General features: G+C 37.8%; 18 protein-coding genes and 1 pseudogene. 14 read left to right on the top strand and 5 right to left on the bottom strand.

Annotated features, from left to right (window positions below; translation table 11 throughout):
* Window positions 1-44 precede the first annotated feature (44 nt).
* The 4 genes and pseudogenes from yajC to HMPREF9706_RS02290 all read left to right on the top strand — a co-directional run bounded on the left by yajC (window position 45) and on the right by HMPREF9706_RS02290 (window position 3723).
* The gene (gene yajC, locus HMPREF9706_RS02305) at window positions 45-398 is read left to right on the top strand and encodes a preprotein translocase subunit YajC (protein WP_006907753.1); all 354 of its coding nucleotides are present in this window, start codon (window positions 45-47) and stop codon (window positions 396-398) included.
* A 173-nt stretch (window positions 399-571) separates the two neighbouring features.
* Window positions 572-1389 (top strand): annotated as a pseudogene (locus tag HMPREF9706_RS02300) (ZIP family metal transporter).
* A 22-nt stretch (window positions 1390-1411) separates the two neighbouring features.
* Window positions 1412-2743, top strand: coding sequence for a DRTGG domain-containing protein (locus tag HMPREF9706_RS02295; protein ID WP_006907751.1), 1332 nt, complete (start codon window positions 1412-1414; stop codon window positions 2741-2743).
* Window positions 2744-2745: 2 nt separating this feature from the next.
* Window positions 2746-3723, top strand: a complete 978-nt coding sequence (locus tag HMPREF9706_RS02290; protein WP_006907750.1) for a DHH family phosphoesterase — start codon at window positions 2746-2748, stop codon at window positions 3721-3723.
* A 128-nt stretch (window positions 3724-3851) separates the two neighbouring features.
* Here HMPREF9706_RS02290 and zwf read toward each other — a convergent pair whose 3' ends face one another.
* Window positions 3852-5282 carry a glucose-6-phosphate dehydrogenase gene (gene zwf / locus HMPREF9706_RS02285; protein ID WP_006907749.1) on the bottom strand — a complete coding sequence of 477 codons (1431 nt, stop codon included), beginning with the start codon at window positions 5280-5282 and terminating at the stop codon, window positions 3852-3854.
* A 138-nt stretch (window positions 5283-5420) separates the two neighbouring features.
* Here zwf and HMPREF9706_RS02280 point away from each other — a divergent pair, with 138 nt between their 5' ends.
* Window positions 5421-6740 (top strand): DEAD/DEAH box helicase, encoded by a 1320-nt coding sequence (locus tag HMPREF9706_RS02280; RefSeq protein WP_006907748.1) that lies wholly within the window; start codon window positions 5421-5423, stop codon window positions 6738-6740.
* Window positions 6741-6758: 18 nt separating this feature from the next.
* Here the strand turns inward: HMPREF9706_RS02280 and HMPREF9706_RS02275 are convergent, their stop codons facing one another.
* From HMPREF9706_RS02275 to HMPREF9706_RS02265, 3 genes are all read right to left on the bottom strand, one after another.
* Window positions 6759-8411, bottom strand: coding sequence for an IS1182 family transposase (locus tag HMPREF9706_RS02275; RefSeq protein WP_006907747.1), 1653 nt, complete (start codon window positions 8409-8411; stop codon window positions 6759-6761).
* Window positions 8412-8571: 160 nt separating this feature from the next.
* On the bottom strand, window positions 8572-9585 hold the full coding sequence (locus HMPREF9706_RS02270; RefSeq protein ID WP_006907746.1) for a DUF1189 family protein: 1014 nt from the start codon (window positions 9583-9585) through the stop codon (window positions 8572-8574).
* 70 nt (window positions 9586-9655) lie between these two features.
* Entirely contained in the window at window positions 9656-12319 is a 2664-nt protein-coding gene (locus tag HMPREF9706_RS02265; protein ID WP_006907745.1) for a YfhO family protein, read from the bottom strand.
* Between the two features lie 260 nt (window positions 12320-12579).
* On the opposite strand from HMPREF9706_RS02265, the gene HMPREF9706_RS02260 reads away from it, so the two are divergent.
* The 7 genes from HMPREF9706_RS02260 to HMPREF9706_RS02230 all read left to right on the top strand — a co-directional run bounded on the left by HMPREF9706_RS02260 (window position 12580) and on the right by HMPREF9706_RS02230 (window position 18465).
* Window positions 12580-14772 (top strand): peptidoglycan D,D-transpeptidase FtsI family protein, encoded by a 2193-nt coding sequence (locus tag HMPREF9706_RS02260; RefSeq protein ID WP_006907744.1) that lies wholly within the window; start codon window positions 12580-12582, stop codon window positions 14770-14772.
* A gap of 72 nt (window positions 14773-14844) precedes the next feature.
* A complete protein-coding gene (locus tag HMPREF9706_RS02255; RefSeq protein ID WP_006907743.1) occupies window positions 14845-15330 on the top strand; it encodes a terminase gpP N-terminus-related DNA-binding protein in 486 nt (161 codons plus the stop codon).
* A gap of 15 nt (window positions 15331-15345) precedes the next feature.
* Window positions 15346-15936: an MltG/YceG/YrrL family protein gene (locus HMPREF9706_RS02250; RefSeq protein WP_006907742.1), complete on the top strand. Its 591-nt coding sequence runs from the start codon at window positions 15346-15348 to the stop codon at window positions 15934-15936.
* A gap of 90 nt (window positions 15937-16026) precedes the next feature.
* Window positions 16027-16179 (top strand): 50S ribosomal protein L33, encoded by a 153-nt coding sequence (gene rpmG / locus HMPREF9706_RS02245; protein ID WP_006907741.1) that lies wholly within the window; start codon window positions 16027-16029, stop codon window positions 16177-16179.
* 205 nt (window positions 16180-16384) lie between these two features.
* Window positions 16385-17089 carry a rhomboid family intramembrane serine protease gene (locus tag HMPREF9706_RS02240; RefSeq protein ID WP_006907740.1) on the top strand — a complete coding sequence of 235 codons (705 nt, stop codon included), beginning with the start codon at window positions 16385-16387 and terminating at the stop codon, window positions 17087-17089.
* Window positions 17079-18050 carry an ROK family glucokinase gene (locus HMPREF9706_RS02235; RefSeq protein ID WP_006907739.1) on the top strand — a complete coding sequence of 324 codons (972 nt, stop codon included), beginning with the start codon at window positions 17079-17081 and terminating at the stop codon, window positions 18048-18050. The genes HMPREF9706_RS02240 and HMPREF9706_RS02235 overlap by 11 nt, the downstream gene beginning before the upstream one ends.
* Before the next feature lie 13 nt (window positions 18051-18063).
* A complete protein-coding gene (locus HMPREF9706_RS02230; protein WP_006907738.1) occupies window positions 18064-18465 on the top strand; it encodes a rhodanese-like domain-containing protein in 402 nt (133 codons plus the stop codon).
* A 54-nt stretch (window positions 18466-18519) separates the two neighbouring features.
* On the opposite strand, the gene HMPREF9706_RS02225 is transcribed toward HMPREF9706_RS02230, so the two are convergent.
* Complete coding sequence (locus HMPREF9706_RS02225; protein WP_006907737.1) at window positions 18520-19047, bottom strand: TetR/AcrR family transcriptional regulator; 528 nt, start codon at window positions 19045-19047, stop codon at window positions 18520-18522.
* 87 nt (window positions 19048-19134) lie between these two features.
* Between HMPREF9706_RS02225 and HMPREF9706_RS02220 the strand changes: the two genes are divergently transcribed.
* Together HMPREF9706_RS02220 and HMPREF9706_RS02215 are read left to right on the top strand one after the other, a co-directional pair.
* Window positions 19135-19836, top strand: a complete 702-nt coding sequence (locus tag HMPREF9706_RS02220) for an ABC transporter ATP-binding protein (protein WP_006907736.1) — start codon at window positions 19135-19137, stop codon at window positions 19834-19836.
* A gap of 11 nt (window positions 19837-19847) precedes the next feature.
* Complete coding sequence (locus HMPREF9706_RS02215; protein ID WP_006907735.1) at window positions 19848-22640, top strand: ABC transporter permease; 2793 nt, start codon at window positions 19848-19850, stop codon at window positions 22638-22640.
* Window positions 22641-22663 lie beyond the last annotated feature (23 nt).

Genomic DNA, 22663 nt, shown 5'->3' with positions numbered 1-22663 from the left:
AAAAACTGTTATACTTAAGAGGTAAATTAAAGGAGGAACTATTAATGGAATTTCTCGTATCGTTGATGCCACTAATTGTCATGTTTGCTTTGTTTTATTTTATGTTGATTCGTCCTCAAAAGAAAGTTGCTAATCAAAAGAAACAACTTTTGGATGCTCTAGAAGCGGGGGACGGAGTCGTAACGATCGGTGGTCTGCATGCTATTGTTGATGAAGTTGATCATCAAGAAGGAATTGTCGTTTTGGATTGCGAAGGTGTCTACTTAACCTATGAATTAAATGCAATTGCAAATGTGAAAAAGAAAGTTAAAACCGATAAGACAAGTGTTGAAGATTTGGCCCCACAAGAAGTGGTTGAAGAAGAGATCGATGTTGATCCAGATGTAAGTGAGTCTTAGTCGTTATTTTTGGAGAATTAGATTTAGATCAATAGACTTTGATCTAATCGAGTAAAAGAATAATCAATAAAAGGCGTTGGCAACAAACTTGTTTAAGTGGAGCAATGCCTTTTTTTGATAATAAGGTAGGAGGATTGGCCATGAGATAATTGGCCATTCTTAAAGGAGTTAGTATGGTAGATTTTTTTCTAGAAATGAATCCTGTCTTTCAAGCCGCTATGGCTGGGATTTTTACGTGGTTTTTACATTATTAGGTTCAGCCACTGTGTTTTTTGTTAGGGAAGTGAATGAACAGTTTTTGGCTGTGATGCAAGGCTTTGCAGGAGGCATCATGACAGCGGCCTCATTTTGGTCGCTATTAGCACCGGCTATAGAGCAGGCAAGTGTCTATTCCATGGGCTTGCCAGCTTGGTTTCCGGCTGCGGTAGGTTTTTTAGTGGGAGGTCTATTTTTAAGACTGATTGACCGGATTGTGCCCCACTTTCATTATGCGGCGGATCATGGGGACTTTAATCCAGAAAAGACTTCAATTTCCAAGACCTGGATGCTTTTCTTAGCAGTAACCATTCATAATTTGCCAGAAGGTATGGCTTTGGGGGTTGCTTATGCCGCTGTTGCGAATGGTTCTGGCTCAATGACTTTAGCAGCCGCTCTATCTTTAACTTTGGGGATTGGTATCCAGAATTTTCCTGAAGGATCCGCTTTATCAATGCCACTCTTGACCGAAGGAAAATCAAAATTTCGAGCCTTTAATCTTGGACAGATGTCCGCTTTAGTAGAACCGATCGGAGCAGTTATTGGAGCAATGGCTCTATTATTTATGCAGCGGTTATTACCGTATGCACTTTCATTTGCAGCGGGAGCCATGATATTTGTCGTCATTGAAGAATTAATTCCTGAATCACAATCTGCTCATTCAACGGACCTTTCAACGCTAAGTTTTATGTTGGGCTTTGTTATTATGATGATATTAGATGTTGCCTTAGGTTAATTTGATTGAGAAGGGGCTTAGTATGACCAATAAACAAGAAAATGTTCTCCGATATATTCAATCGCTTCCCTTGGGGTCTAAGATTTCTGTTAGAAGTCTGGCTAAAAAGTTTGGTCTGTCTCAAGGGACCGTTTATCGAGCAATTCAAACAGCAAGAGATTTAGGTTATGTATCGACCATTGAGCGAGTAGGGACTATTCGGATATCTAAGAAATTAGATAGTCGGGTTGATGACCTAAATTTTTCTTCGATACTTTCTTTAATCGATGGCCATGTTTTAGGTGGTAAGTCGGGAATGAATAAGCCCCTGTCTAAATTTATCATTGGGGCTATGACCTTAGATGCTATGGCAAAGTACTTTGCCAAGGAGACCCTTTTGATTGTCGGTAACCGAGCGGATGTTCAGCGCTATGCCTTGAAAAATGGGCTTGCTGTTTTAGTTACTGGTGGATTTACTTGTCAAAAAGATATTATTGAATTAGCGGATCGTTTAGAGTTGCCACTTTTAACAACTGTTCATGATACTTTTACAGTTGCCAGTCTTATTAATCGAACTTTGAATGAACAAATGCTTAAAGAAGAAATAATCCGAGTGGAGGAGATCTATACTCCCTTTGAAAGGACTCTATGTTTGAAACCAACAGATACGGTTAAGGAGTTTAATCAAAAATCAATGGTTTCAGGTTTATCGCGCTTCCCGGTTGTAGTTAATCAACGATTGGTCGGGGTGGTAACGGCTAATGATTTAATGGGCTTGGGACAGACTGGGAGTATTGAACGAGCCATGTCTAAGGAATTGATAACGACGGATCTCCACACTTCTTTGGCAGCTATTTCCTATAAGATGGTTTGGGAAGATATTGAAATGATTCCAGTTGTCGCAGATGATCGTACCTTATTGGGAGTCGTCTCACGTTATGATGTTATGAAAGCTCTTCAAGTTCATCAAAAACAGCCTCAAAGCATTCAAACTTTTGAAGATAAGATTTCGGACCATATTGAACGTATTCCAAAAGAGGACTTTGCCATGTCTTATGATTATCGCATCAAAATTGAAGCACCGATGGTGAATCAACTAGGTACTCTGTCTTATGGCTATTTGTCAGAATTGATTGTGCAAGTAGCAACGGATAAGCTTAAGGAAAAAATTGGACAAATGGTGATGCTAGAAAGTTTATCTCTGCATTATTTTACGAGTATTCAGCTAGGACATCGGCCCTATTTTAAGGTTAATATTTTAAATTTAAACCGTCGAAGTGCCTTGGTGGATGTCAAGATTTATTTAGAGAATGTGGTTGTCGCTCAAGCTAATGTAGGAATGCAAATTATTGAAAAAACCTATCGGGAGGTATAACCATGCAATTAGAGGCAAAAGTTAGAGAAGAGATTTTTGAAGCCATTCAATCCTTTCAGACAATTATTATTCATCGTCATCAACGACCAGATCCTGATGCCATTGGTAGTCAGCTAGGGTTAAAGAGTTTTATTAAAGAACTTTATCCTGAAAAAAATGTTTTAGCGGCCGGGACCATGAGTGAAGGATTAACTTGGATGGGTCAAATGGATTCGGTAGAGCTTGCTGATTATCAGAATGCTTTAGCCATTGTTTTAGATACGGCTAACCAACCGCGAATTGATGGTGAGTGGTATCAAGAAGCATCCAAGCTTATTAAGATTGATCATCATCTAATTGTCGATTCATATGGCGACTGGCAATGGGTCGATGAATCAGCCTCATCTTGTGCTGAGGTACTATGCCAAATGATCTTTGACCAGTTTCCCCAATTAAATTTGACTAAAGAGGTGGCCGAATTATTTTATGCGGGTATCGTGGGTGATACGGGACGTTTTCAATTTTCTAACACAAGGTCAGAAACCTTTGAAGTTGTGAGTCGGTTGATGCATTATGGCATTGACTTAGCTGCCATTAATCAACGCTTTAATGAACTAACAAAGGAAGAATTGGATTTTATGGCTTTTGTGATGGGACGGATTGTTCTTCATCCGGCAGGAGTCGCATCTGTTTTGTTAAATCAGTCTGATTTCACAGACTTTGGGGTTAAGGAGGAAGCGAGCAATCAGATCACTCATATTCCCGGCCGAATAAAAGGGGTCCTTTCTTGGGTGATTTTTATCCAACAGGCTGGGCATAATGGTAATTATCGGGCTCGCATTCGGTCCAAAGGGCCTAGCATTAATGAAGTAGCGATGCATTTTGATGGGGGTGGGCATGCTATGGCTTCAGGAGCTAAGGTGGCGGATTTAGCTGATAGGCAAGCCTTAATTCAAGAACTTATTCAAACAAATCGAGACTATTTAGCCCAGTCTAACTAGTTAGTTTTTGTTAATTAGTGACAAAGACCCTCTTGTTAGCAAAATAGTTGATAAAAAGCCCGATACAGAATTAGCTAAAATCTATAGGAGCTAATTTGTATCGGGCTTTTAGTCATAAACTAGATTAGTTAATCATCTATCCAATGACGATGATCTTTTTGTAAAAGTTGATAGGCTGCCTCAGGACCTCGACTAGCGGCAGGGTATGAGTGAAGAGGAAGCCCTTTTTTTGTAAAGGTTTGGCGTATTTGATCGATAAATCGCCAAGCATATTTCACCTCTAATGCGTGAGCAAATGAAGAAAGATTTCCTTCAATACAGTCTAGAATTAGTTTTTCATAATCGCTGGGAATTTGGGCTAAGTGCTCTTGTTTTAGACGATATTCTAAATTAAGGGGTTGCCATTGATGTTGGGACCATGAATCTTGTTGGTTAAGTTGTAAGTTAAAATGTGGATCAGGTGCAATTTTAATTTGGAAAAAATTCGATAATAAAGCTTCGTGCTGATTTTTAAAGATCAGCTTTATATCTGTTTGTTTTTGAGATAAGGCTTTGCCGGACCGAATATAAATAGGAACTCCTTGCCATTCTGGAAGATCAATTTCTGCTTTAAAAGCGAGAAAAGTTTCTACTTGGGATTGTGGATCTACCTGGTCTTCTTGGCGATAACTAGGGAGATTCAAGTCAGAATTGGCACTATATTGTCCGCGAACTACATGATCAATGGGGGGATCTGCTAATTTAAGATGGTCTAGGATCTGGATCTTGCGCTGCCTTAAAGTGTCGCTGTCCATACTTGACTGGTCTAAGCTGAGAGTTACAAGAGTTAGTAATTGCAAGGCATGATTTTGGATCATATCTCGAGCGACACCTGCTTGTTCGTAGTAACCTGCACGACCAGCGACACCTAAGTCTTCATTCAGGGAAATCTGGATATGGTCAAGCCATTCTGGTTGCCACAACTGTCTAAATATGGGGTTATCCTGCCGAATGGGTAAAATTTGATTGACAATGGATTTGCCGAGATAATGGTCCATACGAAAAATTTGTTCTTCTTCAAAGGATTGACATAATTGTTTTTGTAGTTGATCCGCTGATGCTTGATTATAGCCAAAAGGTTTTTCAATGACCAAGCGATTAAAACCGTTACTGGACATAGTCGCTTCTTCTTTTAGATAGCGGCTGATCGTAGGGAAAAGTTCTGGGGCAAGAGAGAGATAAAAGATACGATTGGGTGCTTGATAATTATGGGCGAGTTCGTCCAATTTAGCTTTTAATTGGGGATAGTCCTCTTTTAGACTAGCATTGTGTGAAATGTAATAACAATGCTTCATAAAGTGACTTAATTGTCTAGCGTCTAGTCTAGCTTGATGGATACTTTCGGCAATTACCTCTCGAAAATGCTGATTTGACCACTCTCTACGAGCACTTCCCAAGAGAACAAAGGAGTCTGGAAGATGTTTTTTTAAGAATAATTGATAGAGCGCAGGATAGAGTTTTCTTTTAGCAAGATCTCCACTTGCACCAAATAGTGTAAATATTATTCCTTCGTTTATCATAATGAGCCTCCCTATCTGTAACGCTATTATTATAGCCAATTTATAAAAATCCATCAACTGAAAGTCTTATGAGCTCAAGCTTTGTATGCTATAATGAGAATTAATAAAGCCCTATAAGGTGATTATAAGGAGAATACCATGTTATTTAAACAACTTTCAATTCAACCATTTATTCATGAAGCCTTAAGAAAGCTTCATTTTTCATCATTGACGCCGGTACAAGAAGAAGTTATACCACGTGCCCTAAAAGGGGAATCTCTTGTTGTTCAATCACAAACTGGAACCGGTAAGACGCATGCTTTTATGATACCTATTATGAATCAGATAAAAGCTGATCGACAAGAAGTTCAGGCTGTAATTACAGCCCCTAGTCGTGAATTGGCCGCTCAACTTTATGATGTGGCTGTTCAATTGGTTGAAGATAGCCCTGCTGCGATTCAGATTATGGCTTGTATAGGGGGGAGTGACAAGCAACGACAATTAGATCGACTTACGAATCAGCAACCGCATGTGGTCATTGGAACTCCAGGTCGGATCTTTGATCTTATGAAAGAAAATGCTCTCTGGGTTCAAACAGCACATTGCATGGTAATTGATGAAGCTGACATGACCTTAGATATGGGATTTCTATCTTTGGTGGATGAAATTGCCTCTCGCTTACCCGCAGATCTTCAAATGATGGCTTTTTCAGCAACTTTTCCGCAAAGTTTAATTCAATTTTTGAATAAATACATGAGTCAACCAGAAATTATTAAGATTGATAGTAACCGCATATTAGTGGATCAAGTTGAGAATTACTTGATCAATACAAAGGGGCGGGATCGTAAAGAACTGGTCTATCAGTTATTGACCTTAGGGCATCCTTTTTTAGCGGTTGTTTTCTGTAACACTCGTCATTACGCAGATCAGATGACCGAATATTTGCGAGAAAATGGGCTAAAAGTTGCTAAAGTTCATGGAGGCCTTGATGCGAGAGAGCGTAAGCGTATTATGAGACAGATCAAACAGTTAGATTTTCAATATGTGGTGGCGTCGGATCTTGCTGCTAGGGGAATCGATATTCCGGGAATCTCCATGGTTATTAATACGGAGTTGCCTAAAGACTTGGAATTTTTTGTTCACCGAGTGGGACGCACAGCAAGGTCGAATATTGCAGGTACCGCATATACTTTTGTGCAGCCTGATGATGATGAGCGTTTAAGTCAACTTGAGGCTAAGGGGATTGAATTTAGAGAAGTAACCCTTGTAAATGGCGAAATTAAAGAAATTGAACAACGTTATCGTCGGACACAACGTTCTGATCATCATCGTCAGGAGATTGATCACACGGTTAAGGGAATGATTCATCGCAGCAAAAAATCAAAAGTTAAACCGGGCTACAAGAAACAATTAAAAGAAAATATTAGATCTTATCAAAAACAACAAAGTAGACGGCGAGCTAAGAATCGACGTAGCTAAGTATAACGCTCCCTTTAGCTATGATTGATTTTTAATTAGAGTTAAAGAGGCTGTGACACAAGTCTCAAAAATACCCAGAAATTTTATCCAATAGGAGTAAAATTTCTGGGTTCTTTCTTTTTCTGTCTTTCTTAATCGCAATTTTCTTAGGTTAGTTGCCATTAGAGCTAATCCCATCTCATTATTCACGGCCTGTTTCCCTCGAACATGAAATCGAGTGAATCCCAAACAAGCCTTCAGATGACCAAATGTTGGTTCAACATCGATCTTCCGCTGGCTATAAATTGGACGATATTTCGGATCTTTTAAGAGCCCCCTTTGCTTGGCTTTGAAGTAGTCATACGAAGGATTAACCGTAATTTTTCGGACATATCCTTTCTGAGTAAGGGCTGCTTCAATTTCTTGTTGATTCTCATCGATCCGTTCTGCTTGATACTCTTTAAAATTTCTTTCAAAACCATACTTATCCGTTCGGGTGCGATAAGCGAAGAAATTAAATCGTACCCCTTGAGGATCGACGTAACAGTCTTCTTTTTCATCATAGTCCCAATTCATGACTTTTGAGTCGTCACTTCGCCATTTTCGACTCTGTTCTTTAAGATACGTGCCATAAGGAATTAATGCGGTGATTTCGGGAAAGCTTTCTTCAAGATAAGTATAGTTACTTTCAGAGCCATATCCTGCATCCATACTCACCACTGAAAAGGAGCGAAACAGTGCTTGATGACTCTCAAAGAAAGGTCTTAATGTCCGCGTATCTGTCGGGTTTGAAAAAAGTTCATAAGCTAAAACAAACTGATGAGAGGTGGCAATCTGTAAATTATAGCCCGGTTTCAACTGACCATTCTTCATGGGATCTTCTTTCATTCGCATAAAGGTCGCATCGGGGTCCGTTTTTGAATACGAATGACGTTCACCTAAGATGGCTCGTTGCGTTTGATAGTGTTGATGCTTGGAATGACAATGTTTCATGCGCCTCAATTGACTCTTGACTTTTCGCTGCTCCTTTTTGTGAGGATTCGGTGACAACCGAGGAGACTCTTCGATGGTTTCCTCTAAGTCTTCTAAGCGAACTTCAAGCTGGGTAATGGTTTCTTCAAGCCCTTCAAGCGTTAGTGGGGTCTCTTCTGGAATCAACCCCATTTGATAATACTGACGCATTTCATTGACGAGTTCGGTCATCTTTTGTCGATTCATTGCTTCAAAGCGGATCGTGTTCTTTTTCCAGACAAAGCTGTACTTATTGGCATCCGCTAAGATTTTTGTCCCATCAATAAAGAGATGATCATCGATAAGTCGTTGTTGTCTTAAATACCGCACAAATTCATCATAACTTTGTTTAAGAATGTCAGCTAATTCATCGGACTGTCTAAATCGACAAATTGTACGGTAAGAAGGTACTTCATTTTGACACAACCAGATAGCGGGCAGATTTTCGCGAGCCAATTGTTCCATCGAGCGACTGGTGAAGACACCGCGAGAATAAGCATATAATAATAACTTGAGTAACATCGAGAAGTCATATTTACGAGGACGACCAAAGAGATAGGGATAATGAATCTCTAGAGAGTCCACAAATTGATGAATATAGTAGCTGATGTGATCTTCTTGAGGGCGGTATTGATAAGAGACTTCCAAATAAAGTTGATTTAGGTTATAATGAGTATGCATTTTTTGGTCCTTTCTAGGATTGAAATGGAAACAGAGGGGTGAGGTCCTCTGTTTTTTTATTGATTAACTTAATTATAACATAAAAACCGGCTGAATCGTTGATATTACAACGATTCAGCCGGTTTTTTGGTGGACTTATGTCACAGCCTCTTTATTTTTGCTATTTTTTTGGATGATCATGATTTTCCTTAGAATGATCGTCAGAATTTTTATCGGATTTATCTTCGCTAGCTTTGATAAACTCTTGGATTTCATCGATTTCTTTTTGATCAATAAGATCCGCCTGATCAGGGCCTGCTAAGTATTCATGCAGGCTTTTAGGATCTTCGTTTACGAGACGAGCAAATTCATCTTTATCGATCGTTTGAATTTTTTGCATCACTTCACGGATAAAGAGTGTATGACGCTTAAAGGCGTAATAGGCAATCATTAAGATGAGTACCACAATGGCGAAAATCGGCAGATAGAAATTCGGTAAAAACATTTGAATTATTTGTAGAAAGATCAAAGGGAAGAAACTGCACATAATGACTAATTTTAATCGGTAAGAAAAAGTTAAAGGGGTATTTAGCCAAAAATTTAGAATTCCTGAGAATAAAGTTGTTAATGCGATTAAGTAAGCATAGAATAAGAAGCTTAATAGAAACGTGCTAAAGAAGACCAGTGGTTTAGACATTCTTAAGAGATCAAGACTTTGATGAAGGCTTGCTTCATTAGGAATGATTTGATAGTCAAAGGTCATTAATTGATTTTGGCCTTTTAGGTAGAATAAAATTTGATCCTTGCTTAAAATCAAATTCACTAATGAGTTTGACGATATTTTTTCAGCGTCTTCATTATTTAGTATAAGGCCACCGTCAGTACTATGGTTAACTAGTTGGTCATCAACGACCAATTGGAAGGGGGCGGAATGATAGTAAAGTGATTTTTCACCAGAGGCCAGTTGAAGTTCCTCGTTTTTAACTTGAAATTTAGGAACATGGGTATCCGCTTGGCCAATATTATCTAAGAGGTTTTGATAACTTGGACGAATCGCGATAAAAGTATTTAAAGCCATAAAAAGTGTGACAATAAGTGCCAGTATAACGTGTTTTGACCAGGCTAAATCAATACCTTCAATGAAATAGCGCGGATTTGACAAGGCGGCTTTAAGTATTAAAAATGTACGCTTCAAATAGAAACATCCTTTTCATTATATTTTCGTACTTATCTTAACGAATATTGGAATGGTCTGCAAGTTTATCTTAAGATTGATTTTTGATTAAAGTCCCTTGATCACTTTTATAAGCTGCGAGAAATAGGAGCAGTCCAAGAGCGGTGATAATGAATCCATAGAAAATTGACTTAGGGCGGTAGGATAAGGTCACTTTATGGTCACCATGTGTGATAGGAATCGCCATCATCGTATCGTTGAGGACCTTTTCTTGTTTAACAAGTTGATCATCAACTTTGATGGACCAGGCCGGATCGTAAGCCATCGGGAAAAGAAGATAAGCCTGATTTTGTTGAATGCTTATATCACCTTGAATTTTTGTTGAAGAAAAATGCTTGATTTGAAAAAGGTGACTTTGTTTTTCATGGATCATAGCTTGATACTTCTTCAGATTAAAGCGATATAGAGCCATTAAATTAGCTTTAAGCTGTCCTTTTTTTAGATTAATTCGAAAAGTTTGTTGGTTCTTTGTCTTATTATAAGAAGCATTAATAATTTGGCGGCCATCAGATGTAAGGTGGTAGTCGTAATCTTGACCATTTAGCCTTAATTCTACTTGCGATGGTGAATACTGGCTAGGAAGGGTAAAGTAATAGGGGTCGCTGCTTGTTGTTGAAAAACGAATCAAGATAGATCCAGGTCGGTTGTTATCCTTTTTAGCATAAGTATAGAAGTCCCCGTCGCCCCGATCCAATACCTCCACATTATCATATTGCGTACTATCTAATTCGATGGGTTCGAAGAAGGGTTGATGGTCACCATCATAAGCGATTAATTGTAGAAGTTTTTCTTGATTTTGGATGGGTTGATAGTTATTAAATTGCGACTGAATAATTTTAGGGGACACCTCAATGCCAAAACCTAAACGTTCAGTATTTTCATAAATTCGATAACGATTTTTCGTTTCGATAAGTGGGTATGAAAAGATATCTAAGTCTTTAGTTTTAGGATATAGGGTATAGCCTTTATCAGGGGTAGACATCTCGGTATTAGAGGTTACATCTAGCAGATAGCGGACATTGAACAAATCATCCGTAAAGAGCGTTCCCGGTGAATAGGTCATTGTGTTCATACCACTGGTTAGCCCCAAATACTGATAAAGGGTTGTCATATGTTTTTCTAATGTCGAACTAAAGTGGTTCAGACCAAAGTAATTTCCAAAAAAAGCTTCATTTTTTGTTCGGAAAAAGTTTTGACTGATTCGATAGAATTGATCACGCTTTGGGCGAATCGGATCGATTGCTTCATCGAGCAATTGAGTATAGTCTTGATAACGATCTGCTAAGAGATAGGTATCATTATCAGAAATAATCAAGAAAGCATTTGAAGTTAGTTCTGCTAAACAAAGGGCAAGTAGCAGGATTTGTCGGTGATTTTTGGGTAACCATTTATTGGCTAATAACCAAAGCGTTAGGATCCAGAATAATCCTGTTAAGGCAATTTTTCCAAAGCTTAAATAAGCGTAATCATTTCCCTTGTATTGAATTCCCAAAACAAAGAAAGCAACTAACAAGATGAGTGCTTGTTTATTGGATAGGGAACCTTCGATTTTTCGCACAGATTTTAGGGCTAATACCAATAGGAAAAAACAGAAAGTAAAAGAAAATCTGAAATTATACCAGATAGGGAATTGTCCCATATGCCAAAGCTTATCGAATAGCTCGATCGAAAAAGAGACATAGTACATTAAAAGTATAAATATGGCTGCTAACTTGTCTTTAAGCGGGATTTCTTTTGTCATAAAATAAGAAAGAGCTAGAATAAAAGCAAACATTCCTATATAGATATTAGGAGATCCAGTAGCCATTTGATCATAATTAAAGGCTCCTATGAAGAATTTAGAAGCAATATCCAAAAAAGAGTGCTCTTGAACAATCTCCCAGACGAGCTGATTATCCCCTGTCATCTGAGCTGCTTTTGATGACAGCATAGAGATAAATGCTGGAACAAGAACGATCCCTGCTATTAAAGTAGCGATGAGTGAATACTTTACAAAATGAGTATACCGTTTAAGAATATTTTTAAAGTTGATTGAGGATTCTTGACAAATAATCGCATACAAGGCATAGAAGGCTAGAAATATGCAGATCATGTAACCAATATAATAATGACAGATTAGACACAGACTTAGGCTAAAGACATAAAACGTAGGTGATTGTTGGCGAATCATTTTTTCAAGGCCATAAACTATAAGAGGTAATAGCACCAATCCATCAAACCACATAATGTTTAATGAAAAGGCGATTGTATAAGACATGAGGGCATAACATTGGGCTAGCGCTAAATTATTATATTGAGTCTTGGGAGAGAGTGATTTTGCTAAAAAATAAAAACTGATGCTAGAAGCCATGATTTTCGCAGCAGTTAGAAAACTGATGGCTAGGTCCAAATGATTCTTAGGAAAGATAAGAAGAATCAGATTAAAGGGACTAATAAGATAGTAGGCCCATAATCCTAGCATTTCGCCACCTAGACCTTTATGAAAGGAGTAAAGGATTTGACTAGGGTCATGTAGTAAGGCCTGACGAAACAGGGCAAAAAAGTCAAGGTATTGTTGACTTAAGTCAATTGTTAGAAGGCTTCTACCATCTTCAATAGCGAAGGGAATAAAACGATTGACTAGGGCAAGTAGAGCGAGTAGTAAGCCGGTTATGGTTCCTGTAAGCAGGTAGTCGGCATATTTAAATCTCAACATATTGGACTCCTTAAAATAAAATTCTCAACTATCATAACAAAGACGCTTTGTTTTTGCATGGGGGATTTCTCATTTTGTAAGCAATCAGATAAAAGAAGTAAATTTTCAGAAGGAAATTATTTTAATTGCTAAAGGGCCTACCACTATGAAGAATATTTAGAAGATTTGGCTAAATCATTTGACTAAATTTTTTATCTCGGTTTTAAACGGTTTGATAATTTGCTATAATTTAATGGATTATGATTTGATCAAGAGAAAGTATGAGGTTTATGATAAATTCAAACTATAAATTAAAAAGAAAAAAGAAAAAATCGCACATTCCTCGCCGTTTAAATATTTTATTTACGGTATCCTTCTTAGCATTTGTGGCACTCTTTGTTCGATTAGGTTATTTGCAACTTTATAAGGGACAGAGTTTGACTCAAATGGTAGAGCGAACAGATTCAACGATTTCAACGGGGTCAGTTCCTCGGGGAATGATCTATGATAGTTTAGGTAGAATCGTTGTTGGTAATCAACCAGAGAGAGCGATTCTATATACGCGGGGTCGAGATTCCCAAGTTTCTTCTAAAGAGATTTTAACAGTAGCCAAACAACTAGCTTCCTTAATCGAGTTGCCGACTCAATCTTTAACCGAGGTGGATCTAAAAAATTACTTTTTAGCCACTAGGAGAGATGAAGTACTTAGTCGGATGACTGCTGAAGAAAAAACCTTAAAAGGTACTAAGGGTTATCAGGCTCAACTTGATAAAATTAAGCCGGAAGACTTAAATTTTTCGGATGTTGAGTTAGAAATAGCAATGATCTATAACCGAATGTCCTCTGCCTATGCTCTATCTACAGTTCCTATTAAGAATAAAAATGTAACCCAGGAAGAAATTGCACGAATTAGTGAAAATATGTCTGTTTTACCAGGAATACAATTGGGGACCGATTGGCAACGGACTTATCCACAAGGTGATATGTTAAGGTCAATTTTGGGTCAGGTGTCTACCGAAGAACGCGGAATTCCTAGCGATACTGCTAAAGAATTATTAACGCGTGGGTATGCCATGAATGATCGGGTAGGAATGTCCTACTTGGAAGAACAATATGAGACCGTTTTACGAGGTACTAAGTCTGTGAATAATATTGTGACGGACTCACAAGATGATATTTTAAAAAATGAGCAAGTCTATCCCGGAAATAAGGGAGCTAACTTAGTATTAACCATAAATAGTGATTTCCAAAAGAAATTAGATCAGGTGGTCGAGGAGAATCTTAAAAATATTGGCCCTAATCAATATCTTAACGATCGGATTTATGTGGTAGCTCTTAATCCTCAAAATGGAGATATATTAGGGATTTCTGGTAAAAAATTTGCCTATGATCAAGCCACTGATTCTTATAACTATGATCAAATTCAAGACGATGTCCTAGGGGCCATCAATTCTTCTTATAGTATGGGTTCTTCGGTTAAGCCAGCAATGGTGGCAACCGGATATCAAGAAGGAGCGATTAGTTTAACTGATAATGTTTTAGTGGATGAGCCAATGAAATTCCAGGCATCTCAAGTTAAGTCATCCGTTTTTAATCGGAATGGTCAGGTACCTGTCGACGATATTACAGCTATTCAAAAGTCCTCTAATATTTATATGATTAAATTAGCTATGAAGATTGGTGGTCAACTAAATTACGAAAAAGAGGGTCGATTAAATATTAATCCTGATACTATTAATATTATTCGACGACATTTTTCAGAGTTTGGTCTAGGGACATCAACGGGTATTGATTTACCAAATGAATCTCAAGGTTTTTCTCCTAAGAGTAATCAATTGGTATCTGCCTTGGATTTATCTTACGGACAGTTTGACTTGTATACGCCCTTACAGTTGGGGCAGTATGCAGCAACGATAGCTAATGGGGGCAAACGATTTTCTCCACGTTTGGTTAAAGAAATTCGGAGTACTGATTCCAATGGTGAACTTGGGGGTGTCTTAGCAACGGTTCCTCCAAAATTATTAAATGATATCAATATTGATCCTGCGGCTATGGATCGGATACACCAAGGGATGTATCAGGTTTCTCACACTAATGAAGGTGGGGCAAGCCGGTACTTCTTGAATTATCCGATAAAATTAGGTTCAAAGACCGGAACGGCAGAGGCATTCTATTCAGGACCTATCCAGTATGCAAAAAATAATCCTGTAACGAATGCGTCATTTATAGGTTTTGCTCCCTATGATAAGCCGGAAATTGCGGTTGCAGTGGTGGTTCCTTATCTTAAGGAAGGAATTCTAGGGGTTGACGTATTGAATTTAGCCAAGCAAATTATGGATATTTATTTTGAATCACAAAGTGAGACGAATCAGTTAATTAAGGGTCAAGAAGGTGTTGATACGAACGCTATTTCTACTTCAACTGAGGCGGACTCAGAAAGTTCAGTTGAACAAACGACAACCAGTGTTCAATAATATTTATTGGCTTTTTTACTCAAATTGGATTTAATTTGTTATAATAAAAGAAAAATATAGAAGGTGAAAAGAATGGATATATGGATTTTAGTATTGGCATTTTTAGTGATTGCGATTATTTTATTATTCGCCTCACTTTTTGCTAAAGACAGTCAGGATTATCAAGAGATGGATGACAATTTTAATGAGCATCAACAAAAGCTTTCTGATTTGCAGGGTCAAATCAAACAAATTGAACGGGATATCTATGAAGAAGTGGGACTAGAAGATAATGAAAATCTTCCAAATGTATCTTCCCTAACGGCAGATCAGGTTTATCACAATTCTACAAATCCCGCTGATTCAGATATTACCGTAAAAGTAGCGGATCAATCTGGTGTTTCTACAGAAGTCGTTGATGAAGGACCGAGTGTAAATATGAATATTACAGAAAGAACGAGAGAGGAAATTATTCGTTTCTACTCTCAAGGTTACACAGTGAATGAAATTGCCAAGGAAGTGAATGAACAAGCTGAGACCGTTCAATACTTCATTGATGAATATATTGAGAACCGTTAAAAGGAGGATGAGATAATGAGTAAGCAATCCTTACGCTCACTCGGTGTAGGCTTTTTACTAGCTGCTATTCTAACGGGGGCATTTGCTATTTTTTATCAAGGACAGGTCCCCATTTCTGGAATTACCTTACCGAGTGTTTTAAAAGGACAGAATTCAAAGGCCAATGAATCTGTGGTCGAAGAGCTGAGTCAAGTCAAGGAAGAAAAGGATCAATTAAATTTAAATATTGCATCGATCAATCTTGAAAATACGGGTCTAACTGAAAAAGTAAATAATCAAGCTGAGTCTTTGGAATATTATAAATCTCTATTAGAATCAAATGGTATCTTGTTACCTAAGGATGATAGTGAAACTGCCGAGGATGAGAGTGAATCAACTGTTAAAGGGGATCAAATATTTACAGTCAATCAAGGTGAAAGTGCAGGGGAGATAGCTCAAAGACTTGAATCGGAAGGCTTTATTTCTTCAGCGGCCGAATTTGAACAGTTGATTTCTGATTGGAATCTATCCGGATTGATCCAAGCAGGTGACCACGAGTTGTCTACCTCGATGACCATTCATGAGATAGCAAGTCAATTAACGAATGGTGCCTACTATCATCAATAATAAAAAAACGGTAGCATGAATGTGTCAATCGTGTTATACTAGTTAGGTGCTTCTAGTAAGATAATTTTAGATCCGATTGGAGGGAATATGATGCGCGTTAATATTAACTTAGAATGTACTGAATGTGGAGAACGTAATTACTTAACCAGTAAGAATAAAAGAAACAATCCTGACCGGATTGAAACTAAAAAATATTGTCCACGTGAACGTAAAGTAACACTTCACCGTGAAGTTAAAAAATAATCTTTATTGAAGACGGTTGTATGACCGTCTTTTTTATTTTCAATATAAGATGTGTATGTTCAAGGTAAAATTTGGCACGTATAATAATTGGAATAGGTCATTAATTCGTTTAGAAGGTAACTAATCTTGGACTTTTGTTAATTTACTCGTCAGCAGAGGGGGGAATCATGTATAATAAGGTTAATTAATAAAAAAGGAGGTCTTTATGCACCTACTATCATCCTATAAAAAATCATATGTTACTTTTAGTTTACTACTTATTAATGTAATCGTTTATGCTTATATGTTGATTCGGTTTGGATCAAGCACATCTTTTGATGCTTTGATTGCTACCGGTGCCAAGTCCAACTTTCATATTGTCGCTTATCATCAATGGTATCGATTGATTACACCTTCATTTATTCATATAGGCTTCGAACATTTATTTTTTAATTGCTTGACACTCTATTTTATTGGGCAGGATTTAGAAGCTTTAATGGGTCATTGGCGTTTTGCCTGTTTGTTCTTTGTGGCTAGTTTTGGTGGCAATCTTTTTTCTTTTGCCTTAAATATGAATGTATCAGCAGGCGCTTCAACAGGAATTTTTGGATTATTTGTGGCCTATGTTATTTTAGCTAAGATGTATCCTCACTCATTCGCCTTGCAACAAAGAGCCATCAACTTTGCTTTATTAATTGTATTAAATATTGTCACAGGCTTCATGTCCACCGGTATTGATAATTGGGGTCATTTTGGTGGAGCAGTCTTTGGAGCACTGATTACATTAATATTAGGATTGGGATCAGGTTATCGATCAACCATTGATAAAAGAGATCGATTTCTTGCTTTAATAGCCGTTATTTTACTAAGCCTAGGAATGTTATTTTGGGGAATTCAACGTACGAAAGGAGCGATACTCGGTGGCTTCTAAGAATAAATTAAGTCTGGCCATCGATTTAGGTGGCACTTCTGCGAAGATGGCCTTGATTGACACTGAGGGAGCTATTCACCATCGATGGTCTTTGCCTACAGATATTCGTGACCAGGGGCGCTATATCGTTTCCAATCTAATTCAGTCAATTCATGAGCAACTAACCATTTTGGATCTAGACTTACTAGATATCAAGGGGATTGGTATGGGGACACCTGGGATTGTTTTAGCAGATGGGTCTGTTAAAGGAGCCTATAATTTGAATTGGGCGACAGCGTTCCCTGTTAAAGAGAGTTTTAATTTATCCTTACCTCTGCCTTTTTATTTAACCAACGATGCTAATGCGGCGGCCTTAGGAGAGCAATGGTTAGGTGCTGGAGCAGGGCATCAAAGTTTGGTAATGGTTACTTTGGGAACAGGTATTGGTGGTGGAATTGTCAGCGGTGGTCGTTTAATCGAAGGCTCTTGGGGCTCTGCCGGTGAGATTGGTCACTTAACGATTGATACAAGTCGAACGTATCGCTGTACTTGTGGGAAATATGGTTGTTTGGAATCGGTGGCTTCTGCAACGGGTCTAGTCAACCTTCTAGACCATTATGCTCAAGAAAGTATTGTTTCATCAGAATTGCTCAAGGATTATCGTTCGGGGGCAATGATCGACGCTAAGCAAATTATCAATGCGGCAAAGTCAGGTGATTTGTTGGCTTTGCAGATTTTTGATGAATTTAGTCATTATTTGGCTTTAGCTTGCTCACATATTGCCAATATTCTTAACCCTGAATTAATATTGATAGGTGGCGGCGTTTCAATGGCGGGAGAATTTTTGATCCATGCGATTAAAGAGAAATATTTGAACTATGTATATCCACCTATTAAAGAGCAAACCCAAATAGCACTAGCAAATTTGGGCAATGATGCGGGATTAATTGGGGCAGCAGCTTTAGTTATTCGGAATAATTAGAAAGAAGGATCTTATGTCATTTTTAAGAGTTTTATCGAGTGTTATTTTAATAGTAATTATTTTGTTTGCAGTTTATCAGGCTTATCTATGGTTTTTGCGCAAACGGTCGGCTCAAATGATCAGTGCGATGGATTTGAATGAACGGATTCGTAAGCTTCAATTGGTGGATGTCCGAGAAGCCGCTGAATTTGATCGTGAACATATTTTAGGAGCCCGTAATATTCCTTTTACCCAGTTTAAGATGCGGAGCGGCGAGATCCGTCGAGATCTACCGGTGTGTCTTTATGATGAAGGGGGAAATCATCTGACCTCACGTGCAGCAGGTATCCTAAAGAAACAAGGACATTCTCAAGTCTATATTTTAACAGGCGGTTTGGAAAAATGGTTTGGAAAAACAAAATCTAATTTATCTTAAATTGATAAAAAGTTCGATTTTGATGCATGTAATGATGCGTCAAAATCGAACTTTTTATTTGAAAAACATTTTTGAAACTTGTTCAGGACTTTCCTTGCCTCCTTTTTTTATCCAATGAAGTGCGATGCTAATATTGGAAGCGATAAATACCTCATAAGCATAATCTGATGGTAGCGGGATTTGATTTTTGATGTATTGTTGTAGGCTAGGATATGTCTGGATTAGCTGCCATAAATAATCTCTAAGTATTTTTTCAATATAATCTGGGCGTGCTTTGACGACGCTTTCAATGAAATCGAAATCTTTTTCCAGCCATTCGATAATCGGTAAGATATTTGGTTGCCAGCTAGTCTGTTGATCAATATTAGCTAAGTGATTTGATACATGATCCAGTAATCCTTGTAAAAGTTGATTCATCATATCTTCCTTATCTTTATAATGAAGATAAAACGTGCCACGATTAATATTGGCAGCTTGGCTAATTTCAGAGATGGATAAAGTCTCCCAGGATTGATCGTGGAGGAGTCTTGTGAGCGCGCTTTTTATGGCATTTTTAGTGTTAGTATGTCGTTTTGCTTTCATAGAGCCTCCTACTTGTATCTTAGTCAAGATTATTATAGAATAGTTAGGGTATTAAATCAACACAATGTTCAATTAAGGAGTAGAAATATGGCATATATCGAGTTAAAACATAGTTATAAGCGGTTTAAGTCAGGTCAAAGTGAAATCATCGCGAATGAAGATATTAGCTTTGAAGTGAATCAGGGTGAATTAGTTGTTATTTTAGGAGCCTCGGGAGCAGGTAAGTCTACCCTCTTAAATATTTTGGGAGGAATGGATTCTAATGATGAAGGACAAGTAATTATTGATGGTCAAAATATTGCAAACTATAGCTCGAAAGAACTGACCACTTATCGACGCAATGATGTAGGTTTTGTTTTTCAATTTTATAATTTGGTTCCGAATCTTACCGCAAAAGAAAATGTTGAACTGGCTTCTCAAATCGTTGTCGATGCCCAAGATGCTGAGGAGGCCTTGATATCGGTTGGTTTAAAAGATCGAATGAATAATTTTCCAGCCCAATTATCTGGAGGTGAACAGCAACGGGTCTCTATTGCGCGTGCGATTGCTAAGAATCCTAAGTTATTATTGTGTGATGAACCGACGGGTGCTTTGGATTATCAAACGGGTAAAGCGATACTTCAGATCTTACAAGATCGATCACGTGAGCAACATGCCACAGTAGTAATTGTGACCCATAATGCGGCGATAGCACCGATTGCAGACCGTGTGATCCATATGCATGATGCCAAGATTCGGTCAATTGAAGTGAATGAACATCCTAAGAATATTGAAGATATCACTTATTAGGAGGGAAAATTTTGAAGAAGAGTTTAAATAAAGACATTTTTCGTTCATTTCTAAAGTCCAAAGGACGATTTTTCTCCATTCTTATGTTAGTCATGTTAGGATCCTTTGCACTAGTGGGATTGAAGGTGACAGGTCCTATGATTAATGAAGCGGCATCGTCTTATCTAAACAATTATCATACAATGGACTTGGCTGTTATTTCAGATTGGGGCTTAAGTGATGAAGACCGTCAGGATATCAATAAACTTAGGGATCATGCTGTGATCGACTATGGTTATTTTACCGATGTCGTCGTTAAGGACTCTAGCCAAGCAGTTCGGATTTTTTCTAAAACTGAACATAATTCACAATTTGAATTAGTTAAGGGCCAATATCCTAAATATAAAGACGAAATTGCCTTAGCATCTTTCTATCAAGGTCGTTATCAAATTGGTGATAAGATTACTTTTGAACAATCAAACTCTGCACTCCTTAAAGAAGATAGTTACACAGTTGTTGGCTTTGTAAATTCGACCGAGATCATCTCTAATATTGAATTGGGACAGGCATCTTCTGGATCTGGAGCGCTGGCTTTTTATGGTCTGGTCGATCAGCAAGCTTTCGATAGTGAATACTATACGATAGCACGATTGACCTACTCTGATTTAGCAAAGTTGAATTGTTTTAGCGATGAGTATCAAGAACGGTTGGAACAATACCAAGATGAATTGGATCAATTATTAGCAGATAATGGTCAAAAAAGATATGAGCTAATTAAAAGCGAAATTAAAGATCAGATTGAAGAAGGACAAGATAAGATCGACCAAGGTAAGAAAGATTTGCAAGATGGTCAAGAACAATTAGACCAAGCACAAGCGACACTTGATCAGCAAAGGGCTGATCTTCAAATTAAAATTGATGCTGTTAAACAACAGATGTTGGCTCAGGGAATCAAGGAAGCAGATATCATTTATCCAGCTGAACTCCAAGCAGGTATCGATCAATTAGATCAAGCACAATCAGAACTTGATCAAAAGAAGACTGACTATCAACGCGAGGCAAAAACAGGCCAATCTGATATTGATCAAGCACAGTCAGAGATTGATGACGCCCAAGAAACATTAATGAATCTTTCAGTGCCTACTTATAAAACTTATACGCGGCGAACTATTCCTGGTGGAAATGGTTATTTAAGTGTCTTTTTATCTTCGAATGGGATTTCTGCGGTGGGTAATCTATTTCCAGTTATTCTATTTGCAGTCGCTATTTTAGTATCAATGACAACGATGACTCGATTTGTGGCCGAAGAAAGAACCAATGCAGGGGTCATGAAAGCATTAGGATATAGTAATCGACATGTTATTAGGAAGTTTCTTTACTATGGATTCTCTGCTTCATTTATTGGGGGAATCTTAGGAATATTGATGGGGACATACTTATTACCTAAACTTTTGGAGACGGCGCTACTATCAGAAACGATATTACCATCAATCAAAGAGCGCATTTACTGGCCAATTTCTTTATTGGCTTTGCTAATTTCCGTTCTTTCTGCTTGTATTCCAGCTATTTGGATTGCCTATAAGGAGTTGAGTGAATCATCTGCTCAATTATTGTTACCTAAACCTCCTGCCAAAGGATCTAGCATTTTATTAGAAAAGATCCCTTTTATCTGGAATCGACTCTCTTTTATTAACAAAGTGACTGCCCGTAACATGTTTCGTTATAAACAGCGAATGTTAATGACTGTGATTGGGGTGGCGGGCTCTGTTTCCCTATTATATGCTGGACTAGCTATGCAATCCTCTTTGTCTGGTGTTGCTTCCTATCAATTTGGAGAGGTGATTCAATATGATGCCATGGTGGTTCATAAGGATCATTTAAGTGACCAAGAAAAAGAAGATTTATTTCATCAGTTAGCCGATTCGGCTATTGACCAGAAATTGCCAATTTATAGTCAACAAATGACTAAAGAGATTGATGGACTGAGCGATCAACAACAAGTAAATTTGATGGTAAGTGATCAAGCAAATATGAAGGGCTTTATTCAACTTTTTGATGACCAATCGGGTGAGCGAATGGACCTACCTAAAGATGGGGTTATTGTATCAAGTAAATTAGCTAAGCTGCTGAAACTACAAGTGGGGGATTCTTTTACATTAAAAGATGATCAAGGCCTTGAATATACTTTTAGATTAAAGGGGATTGCTCAAATGTTTGCGGGTCATTATGTGTTGATGAATGCAGATTATTATCATCAAGCAATGAACCATGATTTTGAATCCAATGCTCACCTATTGAAACTAAATAATCAGCAGGCAGAACATGTTCAGGCTGTTGCGGCTGATTTTATGGCTTTGGATGGGGTCAAGGCTGTCATTCAAAATACTGCTATTATTAATCAAATTGATAGCTTAGTAGAATCTTTAAATAGTGTGATGAATGTGTTGACAATTGCAACTTTAGCCTTGGCCGTTGTGATTCTATATAATCTAACGGTAATTAATATTTCAGAAAGAATTCGTGAATTATCGACGATTAAAGTACTGGGCTTTTATAATCGAGAAGTGACCTTATATATCTATCGTGAAACCATTGTCTTATCAATTATTGGCATTTTGCTAGGATTAATAGGGGGACGACTCTTACATCGGATTATCTTAGAAGGGGTGGCACCGGATACGATGCAATTTCCATTAAGTGTCAGTTGGTCAGTTTACGCGATTCCAATTGGATCGGTCTTGCTGTTAATTTGTTTATTAGGATTCTATGTCAACCATCATCTTAAAAAAGTGGATATGTTAGAAGCTTTAAAATCCGTTGATTAGTTCTTAGTGTAATATAAAAACTC

It is taken from the genome of Facklamia hominis CCUG 36813, from assembly GCF_000301035.1.
In the GTDB taxonomy this organism is placed as follows: Bacteria; Bacillota; Bacilli; order Lactobacillales; family Aerococcaceae; genus Facklamia; species Facklamia hominis.
Note: the sequence above shows the minus strand (reverse complement) of the source record. Positions and strands in the feature narration are given on the sequence as shown.